General features: G+C 44.7%; 12 protein-coding genes. 2 read left to right on the forward strand and 10 right to left on the reverse strand.

Going from position 1 to position 14,476, the window contains the following annotated elements:
* Positions 1-639: 639 nt before the first annotated feature.
* From polA to hemB, 3 genes are all read right to left on the reverse strand, one after another.
* On the reverse strand, positions 640-3,426 hold the full coding sequence (gene polA / locus R7P69_RS11350; RefSeq protein WP_005379246.1) for a DNA polymerase I: 2,787 nt from the start codon (positions 3,424-3,426) through the stop codon (positions 640-642).
* A 619-nt stretch (positions 3,427-4,045) separates the two neighbouring features.
* The gene (locus tag R7P69_RS11355) at positions 4,046-4,480 is read right to left on the reverse strand and encodes a GNAT family N-acetyltransferase (protein ID WP_005379245.1); all 435 of its coding nucleotides are present in this window, start codon (positions 4,478-4,480) and stop codon (positions 4,046-4,048) included.
* A 127-nt stretch (positions 4,481-4,607) separates the two neighbouring features.
* Complete coding sequence (gene hemB / locus R7P69_RS11360) at positions 4,608-5,669, reverse strand: porphobilinogen synthase (RefSeq protein WP_031777176.1); 1,062 nt, start codon at positions 5,667-5,669, stop codon at positions 4,608-4,610.
* A gap of 184 nt (positions 5,670-5,853) precedes the next feature.
* Between hemB and R7P69_RS11365 the strand changes: the two genes are divergently transcribed.
* On the forward strand, positions 5,854-6,615 hold the full coding sequence (locus R7P69_RS11365; RefSeq protein ID WP_025768294.1) for a TatD family hydrolase: 762 nt from the start codon (positions 5,854-5,856) through the stop codon (positions 6,613-6,615).
* Positions 6,616-7,074: 459 nt separating this feature from the next.
* Here R7P69_RS11365 and tatC read toward each other — a convergent pair whose 3' ends face one another.
* From tatC to rmuC, 7 genes are all read right to left on the reverse strand, one after another.
* Positions 7,075-7,827 carry a twin-arginine translocase subunit TatC gene (tatC, locus tag R7P69_RS11370; protein WP_005379234.1) on the reverse strand — a complete coding sequence of 251 codons (753 nt, stop codon included), beginning with the start codon at positions 7,825-7,827 and terminating at the stop codon, positions 7,075-7,077.
* A 68-nt stretch (positions 7,828-7,895) separates the two neighbouring features.
* Positions 7,896-8,294, reverse strand: a complete 399-nt coding sequence (tatB, locus tag R7P69_RS11375) for a Sec-independent protein translocase protein TatB (RefSeq protein ID WP_017635021.1) — start codon at positions 8,292-8,294, stop codon at positions 7,896-7,898.
* 3 nt (positions 8,295-8,297) lie between these two features.
* Positions 8,298-8,543 carry a Sec-independent protein translocase subunit TatA gene (gene tatA, locus R7P69_RS11380; RefSeq protein ID WP_005382958.1) on the reverse strand — a complete coding sequence of 82 codons (246 nt, stop codon included), beginning with the start codon at positions 8,541-8,543 and terminating at the stop codon, positions 8,298-8,300.
* A gap of 52 nt (positions 8,544-8,595) precedes the next feature.
* Positions 8,596-10,230 (reverse strand): ubiquinone biosynthesis regulatory protein kinase UbiB, encoded by a 1,635-nt coding sequence (gene ubiB, locus R7P69_RS11385; protein WP_005379226.1) that lies wholly within the window; start codon positions 10,228-10,230, stop codon positions 8,596-8,598.
* A complete protein-coding gene (locus R7P69_RS11390; protein ID WP_005379213.1) occupies positions 10,227-10,862 on the reverse strand; it encodes an SCP2 domain-containing protein in 636 nt (211 codons plus the stop codon). The genes ubiB and R7P69_RS11390 overlap by 4 nt, the downstream gene beginning before the upstream one ends.
* 11 nt (positions 10,863-10,873) lie before the next feature.
* Positions 10,874-11,653: a bifunctional demethylmenaquinone methyltransferase/2-methoxy-6-polyprenyl-1,4-benzoquinol methylase UbiE gene (gene ubiE / locus R7P69_RS11395; RefSeq protein ID WP_005379210.1), complete on the reverse strand. Its 780-nt coding sequence runs from the start codon at positions 11,651-11,653 to the stop codon at positions 10,874-10,876.
* Positions 11,654-11,730: 77 nt separating this feature from the next.
* On the reverse strand, positions 11,731-13,263 hold the full coding sequence (gene rmuC / locus R7P69_RS11400; protein ID WP_005379209.1) for a DNA recombination protein RmuC: 1,533 nt from the start codon (positions 13,261-13,263) through the stop codon (positions 11,731-11,733).
* Between the two features lie 168 nt (positions 13,264-13,431).
* On the opposite strand from rmuC, the gene R7P69_RS11405 reads away from it, so the two are divergent.
* Positions 13,432-14,337 (forward strand): DMT family transporter, encoded by a 906-nt coding sequence (locus R7P69_RS11405; RefSeq protein WP_025768291.1) that lies wholly within the window; start codon positions 13,432-13,434, stop codon positions 14,335-14,337.
* The last annotated feature ends 139 nt before the right edge of the window (positions 14,338-14,476 follow it).

The following is a 14,476-nucleotide window of genomic DNA, read 5'->3' on the forward strand; positions in this document are numbered from 1 at the left end:
TAACGGGAGAGAAAAATTGGTAATTATTGTTATGTGACGAAGCATTGCTGAACTGAGATTCGATTTCAATAGGTTAAAAAGCGCTCTTGTTTCCTGTGTATCACCAAACATTCACTCCAAAAACACCCAATAGCGTTACAATTCAGACAGTTAAGCCAAGCAAATCTTCAAAAAGATGTAACTTAGTTTCTTTCAAGAAAAAATAATAGTGTGACTGGCGTAAATTTACAGGATGAATAACGCAATAAATTTGAAGGAAAAATCGAGATTTTGCAGTGACTTAGAAAGGTCAAAAAAGAAGGTTTTTGAAGGCTAACTTTAAGCTGCTGATCCAAAAGAATAATTTTCTTTCGCCCAATAAAAAACGCCCCAGTCAAAAACTGACTGGGGCGGCTGAATCAGCCTAATCCAATAACGTGAAACAAAAGGTCTGAAAGATAGAACATCTTACCTCTGTACCCTACGAGTATTAATGTACAACAATTGGTCAGAATTGCAAAGAATTTTTGTAGTTTTTTTTCATGAAATTTTTATTAAGCAACATCAAAGTTAACTTTGCGCTAGCTTTTTTAATCTCAAAAAAAAGCCAGCGTTTGTGCGCTGGCTCATAATTAATTGGTTATTTTGGTCTAAAAGTGACTAATGAGCTTGATCCCAGTTATCACCATGACCTGCTTCTGCAACCAACGGTACTTTTAGCTCTGCTGCAGATTCCATCAATTTCTGTACTTTACTTTCAATTTCGGACAATGATGACTCTTCAACTTCAAAGACCAATTCATCGTGTACTTGCATTAATAACTTCACACGACCATTGCCTTCTTCCTGAATCCACTGATCAACCAACAGCATCGCTTTCTTAATGATGTCCGCAGCCGTACCTTGCATTGGTGCGTTGATTGCCGCACGTTCAGCAGCTTTACGACGCATCCCGTTGCGCGATTTGATTTCTGGTAAATGCAAACGTCGACCAAAAATCGTTTCAACATACCCTTTATCTGCTGCCGTGCTGCGTGTGTCTTCCATGTACTGCATCACGCCTGGGTAACGTTCAAAGTATGTATCCATGTACGCTTGAGCTTCACCACGAGGAATGCCTAATTGCTTCGCCAAACCAAACGCACTCATGCCGTAAATAAGACCGAAATTAACCGCTTTCGCACGACGACGTTGCTCACTTGAAACGTCTTCAATAGAAACACCCATGATTTCTGCTGCGGTTGCCGCGTGGATATCTTTGCCATCACGGAATGCATCCAATAACGCTTGGTCACCAGAAAGGTGCGCCATGATGCGAAGTTCGATTTGCGAGTAGTCGACCGCTAAGATTTTATGCCCTGATGGCGCGACAAACGCTTGACGAATACGACGGCCGGCTTCGTTACGAATTGGAATATTCTGTAAGTTCGGATCAGTAGAAGATAGACGACCCGTTGCGGTCACTGCTTGGTGGTAAGAAGTATGCACGCGACCCGTTGATGGGTTGATCATCTTCGGCAGTTTGTCGGTGTAAGTTGATTTTAGCTTCGCCAGACCACGGTATTCCAAAATCAGTTTTGGTAGTGGGTAGTCTAGCGCGAGTTCTTGCAGAACTTCTTCATTCGTCGATGGTGTGCCTGATGGCGTTTTCTTCACAACCGGTAAACCCATTTTTTCAAATAGGATGGCTTGTAATTGCTTTGGAGAGTTCATATTAAACTCTTGCTCAGCAATTTCGTACGCTTTCTTTTCAAGCTCATCAAGGCGAGCGGTAATCTCGACCGACTGCGCACTCAGCTTCATTTCATCGATAAAGACCCCAGTGCGTTCAATGCGCGAAAGAACTGGCACCAACGGCATTTCAATCTCTTCGTAAACTGTCTTTAGGCTTTCATCCTGCTCGATATTAGCAAACAAGCGATTGTGCAGACGAAGGGTCACATCCGCATCTTCTGCCGCGTATGGCGATGCTTGTTCCAGTTCGATTTGGTTAAACGTAAGCTGATTTTTGCCTTTACCTGCAATTTGCTCAAAAGAAATGCAGCTGTGCTGTAGGAAGCGAAGCGCCAAGCTGTCCATATCGTGTTTACCGCCGACACTGTTGTAGATATACGATTCCAACATCGTGTCGTGCTTAATACCTTTTAGCTCAATGTCGTAACGAGCGAGTACAGACGCATCATACTTTAAGTTTTGACCGACTTTTGCTTTCGCTGCATCTTCAAGAATTGGCTTCAGCTGTTCTAGTACCCAATCACGATCAAGCTGTTCAGGCGCATCTAAATAGTCATGTGCAACTGGCACATAAGCCGCAATACCTTCATCGACAGCGAATGACAAACCAACTAGATTCGCTAGCATGTAATCTAGGTTATCGGTCTCCGTATCAAATGCAAACAGCTCAGCCGTTTGAAGTTTATCTAGCCAAGCATTGAAGGTTTCTTTATCCAGAATTGTTTCATATTGGCTGCGATCGATTGTTACCGCAGAAGTTTCCATCTCGGCTTGAGAAGAAGAAGCTTGTGAAGATCCTGCAAGCTCTACGGCCTCCACAGATCCAGAACCGCCTTCAAGTAGTTCATTCAACCAAGATTTAAACGTCAGTTGGCCATACAGCTTCACTAATTCGTCTTTATTTGGTTCCGCTTTCAGCAATGATTCTGGCGTTTCCTCAAGCTCAACATCCAATTTGATGGTCGCGAGCTCATACGAAAGCATGGCATTTTCTTTGTTGTCGATGAGCTTTTTCGCCATGGTTTTAGAACCACGGAAACCAAGCCCTGCAATATCATCGAGGTTTTCATACAACTTCGTCAGACCACCAATACCTTGCAGTAGTGCGGTCGCTGTTTTATCACCGACACCCGGTACACCAGGAATGTTATCTACTTTATCGCCCATCAGTGCTAAGTAGTCGATGATCAACTCAGGTGGAATGCCAAACTTTTCAACCACACCTTCACGATCCATTACGACGTTCGTCATGGTGTTGATCAAGGTAATGTTATCATCCACTAGCTGCGCCATGTCTTTATCACCAGTACTGATCAATACAGGCATGCCCTTTTGTGATGCTTGGTATGCTAACGTACCGATGACGTCATCCGCCTCGACGCCAGGAACACAGATCAGCGGCAAACCCATTGCACGAATAACATTGTGTAATGGTTCAATTTGACAACGCAGGTCATCCGGCATTGGCGGACGATTCGCTTTGTATTCTGCATACATATCATCACGAAAGGTTTTTCCCTTTGCATCGAAAACCACCGCGATGCGCTCAGACGCAAACTGACGCATCATGCTGCGTAACATGTTCACGACGCCGTAAACGGCATTAGTTGGAATTTCACCATTGCTCATGGTGCCCGGGTAGGCGTGAAAAGCGCGATATAGGTAAGAAGAGCCGTCGATAAGGATCAACGGATTTTCAGGAATACTTGCCATAATTGTCTGTATCCAATTCAGTACTTGAGAGATCTGCCTAGGATGCCATGACTGCTGATCTGAATCTATCTTGTTCGCTCGATCTAGGTCGCGTAAATTTTTCCGACTTTATTCACGAAAACACCACCTCCTGTGGATAACTCTGTTTATAGAAATTATCCACTGGTTATCCAATAACAAAAAAAACAAGAAAACACCAACCCAAACCATTGATTAATAACAACAAATTCTCATAACAGCGAGAAGATCAACGTTCCTAAAATGATCATCGCATGTGGAAAAGATATTAATAGTGACGTCAAATAGAAATCGTAGAAAAGAAAAAAGCGACCCGAATGGGGTCGCCTAGCAGAAGTGGTAAAGCAAATTCTGTAAATAGAGCAGCTTAACCAAGAAGCTATAAATTACACTGGAAGCAATGTGAGCAATGTCGTGTCAAAAAGAATTCGTGCAAGTTCTCGGAAAAATGTTTCATCACTTCTCAACTTTCAGTTAATTAACTTCTGTTAATAAGTCACTCAACGTCCTTGTGAACTTTCCTCATTCCCTAAGACAGGTTTAATAATAATGATTCTCATTTCGTAGTCAACAGTTAAATGAGAAAAAATCTCATTTATTTTCACATTGCTTTAATGAAATGCACTCGAGATTCTCGAAGATTTACTTTTTCTTCAAACTTTTCAATTATATAGCCATTTCTCAATAACAAGCGAAGCATAGCCGGAAACTGGTTTCGAGATTTCACTTTTAATGTGTTGTAGCCTTGTTCTGCCACCCAATCCTCTTGAGCTTCCAAAAGCAGTTGTGCCACGCCTTCATTTCGAGCTTCAGGGACAACACCACCTAACCAGCTATAGAAAACACCATCCTCTAATTCGTAACCTATTTTGAAGCCGACAATCGTGCCATTTTTTTCTGCAACGAGGATTAAACTGTTTTTCTCTTCTAAACGTTGAGTCATGGAGTCTACCGTTTCTCCTTTCGAAAACTCGGTAACACGCGCCACAACTTGAAGTGCTTCTTCCAATGTGCCTTCACGAATCAGCATTGTCATTGTTCTCTTCTCCAAAATAAAAATACCCAAGCACCTTGGATTGTTACTGTTGTAATCCGCCTGAGGTTACTTGGGTATATACAGACGAACAACTCTTGTTGGTCTGGTATTTCTCACTGAGCGATAATTACTCTTCTGTCGCTTCCGGAGTACGATTTAGGTGTTGAGCAGTTTGTGCATTCTCTTCTGCCAACCACTCAGCAACGTCTTTCGCAAAGTACGTTAAGATGCCATCTGCACCTGCACGTTTGAAGCACAATAGTGATTCCATCACAATTTCACGCTCTTTGAGCCAGCCATTCATGATCGCCGCTTTATGCATCGCGTACTCGCCAGAGACTTGATAAGCAAATGTCGGTACTTGAAGTTCAGTTTTTACTCGGCGAACTACATCTAAGTATGGCATACCAGGTTTAACCATCACCATGTCCGCACCTTCGTTGATGTCTAGCGCCACTTCGTGAATCGCTTCATCAATGTTTGCTGGGTCCATTTGGTAGTTTTTCTTGTTGCCGCCTTTTAGATTTGAAGAAGAGCCAACCGCATCACGGAATGGTCCGTAGTAGTTCGATGCGTACTTAGCCGAGTAAGCCATGATTTGAGTATGAATGTAGCCCGCGTTTTCTAATGCTTCGCGGATCTTACCAATTCGGCCATCCATCATGTCTGAAGGCGCGACTACGTCAGCACCCGCTTCTGCATGAGACAAAGCCTGCTTAACCAATACTTCTGTGGTTTCATCATTCATTACGTAGCCATCTTCATCGATGATGCCGTCTTGGCCATGTGTCGTGAATGGGTCGAGTGCCACGTCTGTGATTACACCAATTTGAGGAATGTGTTCTTTAAGCGCTCGTACTGCTCGCTGAACCAAACCTTCTGGGTTGTAGGCTTCAGTAGCACATAAGCTTTTAGCGTCTTGGTTTACGACAGGGAAAAGCGCGATTGCTGGAACGCCTAGATTTGCAAGGTATTGTGCTTCTTCTAGCATTAAATCAATCGACAAACGCTCTACACCCGGCATGGACTCCACGCTCTCACGACGATCTTTACCCATAAGAATGAACATTGGGTAAATCAGATCATTAACAGAAAGTTGGTTCTCAGCCATCAAACGACGACTAAAATCGTGCTTACGTAAACGACGCATACGGCGTGCAGGGAATGGACCTTGAATTGATACAGACACCATTTTCTCCTTGTCTGGACGGTTATGATGATCAAATCATCTGGTGAACAAAATCATATCACTCTTGATGCATGTTGCGAGTGACAATCTGGAAAAAGGTAATGAAAAAAACTGAAAATGACCCAGCACTCACACTCAAGTATACTTCGAATACGAAACCAACTATGAAGCACAGAGAGTAACGATGATCGATACCCACGCGCACATCTATGCCAGCGAATTTGATAACGACCGCGATGAAGTAGTACAACGCGCCTTAACGCAAGGCATTAATAAAATCCTGTTGCCAAACATCGATCTGGACTCTATTGAGCCCATGCTACAAACCGAAGCGGCATATCCTGACGTGTGCCACTCAATGATGGGACTCCACCCTTGTTATGTGGACAGCAATGTTGAACAAACGTTGGAGATCATCCGCGGTTGGTTTGAGAAACACAAGTTTATTGCGGTGGGCGAAATCGGTATCGACCTGTATTGGGATAAAACCTATCGTGCTGAGCAAGAAATGGCGTTCGTAGCTCAACTTAACTGGGCAAAAGAGATGGACTTACCAGTCGTTATCCACACTCGTGATTCGATTGAAGAAACACTCACTTTGCTAAGACAAGAGCAAGATGGTCGTCTGCGTGGTGTATTCCACTGTTTTGGAGGCAGCTTAGAAGAAGCGCAATCAATCAATGAGCTAGGCTTCCACTTAGGCTTGGGTGGCGTATCGACCTTTAAGAATGGCGGGATGGATAAAGTCATTCCACATTTGGATATGCAGTGGGTCATTTTAGAAACCGACTGTCCATATTTAGCGCCTGTGCCACACCGTGGTAAACGTAATGAACCAGCCTACACTTCTCTCGTTGCACAACGTGTTGCCGACTTGCGTGATGTCGACATCGCAACCATCGATGCCATAACGACTGAGAATGCCAAAAAGCTGTTTAATATTTAATTCACGAGAATTGAAAAAAGCGACGAAATCAACGTCGCTTTTTTATCACCTAAACTATTGAATGAACGATTCAACCCGTTGAAATAGTAGAACAATCCATACAAAATTATTGATAAACATAATAATTAACTAGCAACTCTACTTACTTCTCATATCGTCACTTTACTTCGTCCGCTTTGCAAAACTGTCGACAACTCGACACATTATTTTTCTATACTGATTTACGCCCATTAATTAGCACAAATGTAAAACAGCATGAATATGGAAGTTGAAGTGTGTACACATGGTGCTTACTTACAACGCGTACCGCGCAGTTTTTTTCAAAAGCTGCTGGGCATCAAGGAAGTATACGTATGCACAAAATGTGGTTACGTCATGAAAGTTAAGTAATTAGCCCAAGAAAAAACCAACCGCAAAAAAAGCGGCTCAATTGAGCCGCTTTTCACATCTAGATTAGCCTTATTCTTCGGTTTCCGCTTCTACTTCTTCGCTTCGACGAGTATAAAAACGCGCGAAGAACAAACCGACTTCAAACAGTAAACACATCGGAATAGCGAGTAAGGTTTGCGAGATCATGTCTGGTGGCGTTAACACCATACCTACGACAAACGCAGCCACTATAATATAAGGACGTTTCTGTCTTAAATCTTCTGGTGTAGTGGCCCCAGTCCAACACAACAAAATAATCGCAACAGGCACCTCGAATGCGATACCAAACGCCATAAATAGCGCCAGCACAAAGTCGAGATAACTCGAGATATCAGTTGCAAACTCTACTCCACCAAGAGAGATAGCGGTAAAGAAGCCAAACACCAATGGAAATACCACGAAGTAGGCAAATGCCACTCCACAGTAGAACAATAGCGAACTCGAAAACAGCAGTGGCATGATCAATCGACGTTCATGCTTGTACAAACCTGGCGCTACAAATGCCCACACTTGATACAAGATAAAAGGCACCGCAATAAATACCGAAGCAATTAACGTCAGCTTAAGTGGCGTAAAAAAAGGTGACGCTACATCCGTAGCAATCATGGTCGCGCCTTCAGGTAGACGCTCTACTAAAGGTGCGGAAACAAACTCGTAAATGTGGTTAGAGAAATAAATTAGTCCAACAAACACGACCAACACTGCGAGGATTGAACGCAGTAGTCGGTTGCGAAGCTCCAACAAATGACTAATTAAAGGTTGTGTCTGCTCGACGGTAGACATGGCAAACCTCTTATTAAAAACCAGATCAAAAAGGAGCTACCAATCACTAGTAGCTCCTCCGAATGAGACTATTCGGCTTTCTTATCTGCCGCTGTAACCTTGCTCTCTTGCGCTTTCACGGCCTCTTCGACTGCTGGCTCTGTTTTTACAGGCTCAGCCTCTGAATCGGTGTTCTTTGCGTAAGGACGATTTACAGATTGCGCTGCCTTCTTCAACTCTTCAACTGAAGATTTCAACTCAGGGGACAAATCATCCATCCCCATTTGTTCTGCTTTGCGCAAGTTTTCTTGCAGCTCTTGGACTTTCAGCTCGTGTGACAATTCGTCTTTGACGCTATTTGCCATACTCTTAGCGGCACCGATAAAGCGAGACACGCTGCGAATAGCATGAGGCAAACGCTCCGGCCCAAGAACGACCAGACCAACAACAGATATTAATACCAGTTCCCAAAAACCGATATCAAACACGTTTTACGCCTGCTCTTTGTCTTTTTTCGTTTCAGGAGCAGCTTCTTTTTTCTGCTGCTCTTCTAGACTTTTTGGTTCGAAGTCTGCGTCTTTGTCATTTTTCGCAGGTTCATCTTCGCTCATCGCTTTTTTGAAGCCCTTAACGGCACCACCCAGATCGCCACCGATACCGCGTAGTTTCTTTGTTCCGAATAGCAATACAACAATTACAGCAATGATTAGAAGTTGCCAAACACTGATACCACCCATTCTCTTTACCTCGGGTCTTTAAACAAACAAAAATATTTCAAGAGTTTAACGTCTATTGACGATAAGCTCGCCAACTAAGCAGCCAAAATGTGACACCTGCGATACCGCAGGCCAACGAAAGCTGCTCAAAAGCATCGTTCACCAATATTGCCGAGCATACGACTAAAGTCGCGCCAACGCCAAACAAAAACTTTCCTGTCGCCTGCTGGCGCTTGCTCTGGCGATACCCTTGATAAAGCTGATCCATACGTTGATTCATCGCTTTACCTTGTTTCAGGCTATCGTAAAGTAGCTCTGGCAGTTCAGGTAATTTCTCTGCCCAAAATGGTGCGCGGTCTTTAATCGCATTCACTAGAGCTTGCGGCCCAACTTGATTCATCATCCATTCCTCCAGGAATGGTTTTGCGGTCTCCCACAAATCAAGTTGAGGATATAGCTGCCTACCAAGCCCTTCCACGTACAACAGCGTTTTTTGCAACAGTACAAGCTGTGGCTGAACCTCCATATTGAATCGACGTGCCGTGTTGAACAAATTCAACAACACATGACCAAAGGAGATTTCGCACAATGGCTTAGCAAAAATAGGCTCACACACAATGCGAATCGCGAACTCAAACTCATCGACATTGGTATCCGCAGGCACCCACCCTGAATCCACATGTAACTCCGCCACTCGGCGGTAGTCACGATTGAAAAACGCCAGGAAGTTTTCCGCCAGATAACGCTTGTCTTCGCTATTAAGTGTACCAACGATTCCGCAATCTAGCCCTATCCACATTGGGTTCTCTGGATGTTCGGGTTTGACGAACACATTACCCGGATGCATATCGGCATGGAAAAAGCTGTCTCGGAACACCTGAGTGAAGAACACACTCACACCGCGTTCCGCGAGCAATTTCATATTGGTGCCATTTGCTTTCAAGCCTTCAATATCAGAGACTTGAATGCCATATATTCGCTCAGAAACCATGACAGTTTCATTACTGAAGTCGGGAAAAACTTCAGGAACATACAATTCTTCGCTGCCCTCAAAGTTGCGGCGCAACTGAATGGCATTCGCCGCCTCACGTCGCAAGTCGAGTTCATCAAGCAGGGTTTTCTCGTACTCACGCACGACTTCAACTGGTTTTAAACGACGTGCTTCAGGCATCGCTCCGGCGACTATACGCGCCATTCGGTGCATCAGTTTTAGATCTGAATCAATGACTGGGCGAATATCTGGGCGGATAACCTTTAATACCACTTCTTGGTTAGTGTCTTTTATGCGCGCAGTATGTACCTGAGCAATCGACGCAGACGCCAGTGGTTTGATATCAAACTCGGTAAACCATTTTTCTAACGGACCACCTAATGCTTGCTCCATCTGCTTTTTTGCCAACTCGCCATCAAAAGGCGCGACTTGGTCTTGAAGTAAAGCTAGGGGATCAGCGATATGCGGAGGAAATAAGTCACGGCGCGTCGACATCATCTGACCGAACTTAATCCAAACCGGCCCCAGCTCTTGCAGTGCTAAACGCAGACGTTCACCGAGTGGTTTTTCTGGGTGCTTGTTCTTAATCCAAAACAAGCTTTTGCGCAGTAAAAGCGGAGCTTTGGTCAGTTGGTGATCGGGAAGCAGCTCATCTAAGCCGTATTCCAGTTGTACTTTGGCGATGTGGTATAAGCGCTTTAGTTCTGCTGGCGTCATGGTTTCTCCAATGCAGGCTTATCTGCATCCAGCTTATTCAGCAAAGCCGTTAAACGAGCTTCAATGCGAGAAGCCTGGCTGCGAACCTCATCAACTTGGTCGCAGAAATAGGCCACTTCTAACGGAGCGGGAGCCAGTTTCCATTCTTCAGTCACTACTTGCGCAAGATGACGTTGGTGTTTTTCTGCTTGAGACGCAAGAAAGTTGCCGATGTTTTTTGAGCCTTGCACAAAGGTATGTGCGGCGACATCGCCAGTCACGCGAGACAACCACTCTTCAACATCTGGTTTGCAATCCACCATCAACTGAGAGAATTTCTGCGCCAATTGAATATCGCCTTCGAGTTCAAGTTTATCTTGTTTAATAAGACGAGTGATGTTGGCCTGATCGCGCAGCTCTGGTAACACACTCAAGTTGAGCGATAGATAGCAGTTAGGCTGCCCTTCGTAATGACCAAGCACATCAATTTGCTGACTAAAAACAAATGTCAGTGTTTTATTGATCTCTTTCAGGTGAACTTGAATAACTTGACCTTTTAGACGCGCTAAACGACGGCCCAATGCAGGGTCGTCTTTGATCAGTGTATTCAGTGACGTTTCAATCACAGCGGTGATAAGTGGTTCAAATGGCATGCCGTTAACCCTTAGAATTTATAACCGCGATGCAAAGCCACAATACCACCAGTTAAGTTGTAGTATTTGGTGTTTTCAAAACCTGCGTCTTGCATCATGCCTTCCAGCGTTTCTTGGTCTGGATGCATACGGATTGACTCCGCTAGGTAGCGGTAACTCTCTGAGTCATTCGCAACTAGCTCACCGATTCTCGGCAACAAGTGGAATGAATATGCGTCGTATACTTTCGATAACGGCTCTAGCACTGGTTTTGAAAATTCCAACACCAATAGACGGCCGCCTGGCTTCAGTACGCGGAACATTGAACGAAGCGCTTTGTCTTTGTCTGTCACATTACGCAAACAAAAACTGATGGTGATGACATCAAAATAATCATCAGGGAACGGCAGTTCTTCTGCGTTGGCTTGAACGTAATGCACGTTACCCACAATACCGTTGTCACGCAGTTTATCGCGACCAACGTTAAGCATTGAGTTATTGATATCGGCAAGGATGACATGGCCTTCATCGCCAACAATGCGCGAGAATTTCGCCGTCAAATCACCCGTACCACCACCTAGGTCAAGAATACGTTGGCCAGGGCGAGCACCACTACAATCGATAGTGAAGCGCTTCCAAAGGCGGTGAATACCACCAGACATCAGGTCATTCATGATGTCGTATTTTGTTGCCACGGAGTGGAATACTTCGGCAACCTTAGTCACTTTTTCGTCTTTTGCCACTGTAGAGAAACCAAAGTGAGTGGTTTCATTCTCTAACGCTGTATTGGATTGCAAACTTGTGTCCGTCATTCTAATTCCTCTTAGGCAGCGCTTTCCTCTACGGGGCGTTTGTTGACAAATAAAATCGCCCACTGCACTGCGGGCGATTAGTTTACTTTATCCTCAGCCGGATGTCTTTCTACTAACGGGTCATTTTCTGAAAATGCATCACTCTGCGCTAACTGCGCGAGGTCGGAAGAAATCGGTCGTTTAATTTCAACTCCCAAGTGTTTAAAGCTTTCGGCTTGGCGAATCACATTTCCGCGCCCTGTGGCAAGCTTGTTCATCGCACCTTGATAGCTTTGATTCGCCTTATCCAGCGCACCACCGAGCCCCTCCATGTCGTCTACAAACAATCGTAATTTGTCGTAGAGTTTTGTCGCACGCTGCGCAATCATTTTGGCGTTTTCATTTTGGCGTTCATTGCGCCATAGATTATCAATGGTGCGCAGTGCCACCAGCAACGTTGTTGGGCTCACCAAAATGATGTTTTGCTCCATCGCGTCTTTGATCAAACTTGGATCGGCTTGAATCGCGACTTGGAACGCCGGCTCAACCGGGATAAACATCAGAACATAGTCCAAACTCTGAATACCTTTGAGTTTGTGGTAGTCCTTCATGCTTAACCCTTTGATATGTGCACGTAGAGCGGCTAAATGCGCATTCAAAGCCTGATCGCGCTCAGCATCAGTTTCGGCGTTGAAGTAGCGCTCATAGGCAACCAGCGCCATTTTAGAATCCACAACCACTTGTTTGTTTTGTGGGAGATGAACAATGACATCAGGTTGGTAACGCTTGCCTGCTTCATTTTGTAAGTTCACCTGAGTCTGATATTCGTGCCCTTCACGCAAGCCAGATTCGGCAAGTACCCTAGCGAGCACCACTTCGCCCCAGTTACCTTGTTGTTTGTTGTCCCCTTTCAACGCTTGGGTCAAATTAACCGCTTCGCGCGTCATTTGCTCGTTCAAACGTTGCAGGTTTTTCAGCTCATGCACTAGGGTATGGCGCTCTTTAGCTTCTTGGCTAAAGCTGTCATTAACGTGCTTTTTGAACCCTTCTAACTGTTCTCTAAGCGGTGACAACAAGCCTTCTAAACTCTGACGGTTTTGCAAATCGACCTTCGCGGTTTTTTCTTCAAACAGTTGATTTGCCAAGTGCTCAAATTGTTGTTTCAAGCGTGCTTCCGCTTGTTCTAAAATTTGCAGTTTTTCGGCATTAGCTTGGTTAATTTGCTCATGGCGAGCTTGCTGTTCACGCAGTTGCGTTTCTAGACGTGATTTGTGTTCACGCATTTGACCAAGCTCATCAAAGTATTGCTGGCGCTCTTGCTTTACGGCCTCGAAGTAACGCAGTTTTTCCATAGCTGCCATCAGCTTTCCGTGCGTTTGACGCACTTCAAACGCGGCTTTATCGCGCTCATCATCTAATTCATCCAACTCTTGCTGGGCATCGGCAAGGCTTTGCTTGACCTGTTCAAGTTGCTGTTGATGAAGCTGTTTTTCTGAAACAAGTTGTTGCTCGAGAAGCTGAGTTTGGGTGATAAAACGCTGTTTCACCCACCAACCGGCAGCGACACCACTAAGCGTGGCAGCACAAAGAGAAGAGAGAATGAGAGATTGGTACTCAAGAATCCATTGCATAATAGCGAGTTAGCCTGTGTTTTGTATCTATAACAATGGTATTTAGACACTGGATAAATGTCCAGTTTGTTGGATGAAAAATCCTCGCATACACTAGGCCTTCCTATAATATTCTTTCTTCCGCTCAAATTATCCAAACCGAGCGGCACATCATCACGCAGAGGCATCATGAACGAGCGTCGCGCCCTAGGATTTGGGCTCTCAGCAGTATTACTTTGGTCTACCGTTGCAACCGCATTTAAACTCACGTTGGCAGAATTTACGCCGATTCAAATGCTATGCATTGCCAGCATCGTCTCTGCGATTGCGCTAACAGTAATCTGTGGTGTGCAAGGTAAACTGGGCCAGTTAAGCGCTACATTTTTCTCAAACCCTTGGTATTACCTACTGCTTGGGTTGATTAACCCTTTGGCGTATTACGTTATTCTGTTCAAAGCATATGACTTGCTGCCCGCATCTCAGGCTCAAGCGATCAACTACAGCTGGGCCATCACCTTAACGCTAATGGCCGCTGTTTTCTTAGGACAAAAGATCCGTGGTAAGGACTGGCTGGCTTGCGGTTTTAGTTATGTCGGCGTGATAGTGATTGCCACACAAGGAAATCTTTTAGGCATGGAATTTGAGAGCCCGTTGGGTGTTGGTCTTGCGCTGCTATCAACGCTGCTGTGGGCCGGTTACTGGATTTTAAATACCAAAAATAAGGCCGACCCTGTGGTTGGCGTTCTGCTCGGCTTTTTGGTCGCTATTCCATTCGCCATTGGTTTAAGTCTTTATGAAGGTGCGAGCTGGCAGGCAATCTCAATTAAAGGCTGGGCAGCGGTGACGTATGTCGGACTGTTTGAAATGGGGATCACTTTCGTTTTGTGGCTGAGCGCACTCAAATCAACGCAAAACACCGCGCGTATCAGTAATCTGATCTTTGCTTCTCCATTTATCTCACTCATGTTGTTAGCTACCATCATCGGCGAAGAAATTCATCCTTCAACCTTGATTGGCCTGGTATTGATCATCAGTGGCTTAGTCATTCAGCAAGTCTCATGGGGCAAGAAAACCAAAGCGGTAAACGCTTCTTAATCACCTATCAAAAGCCCTAAAAAACGATGCAATAAGTTGGATAAAAAAGAGATATAGATAACATTTTAATGATAGAAAGCACTTTACGCTGCTAGGATTTAGCTACGCGTTGGATACGATACTCACAAAGCCCAATAGC

This window comes from Vibrio sp. 661, from assembly GCF_033339315.1.
Taxonomy (GTDB): Bacteria; Pseudomonadota; Gammaproteobacteria; order Enterobacterales; family Vibrionaceae; genus Vibrio; species Vibrio alginolyticus.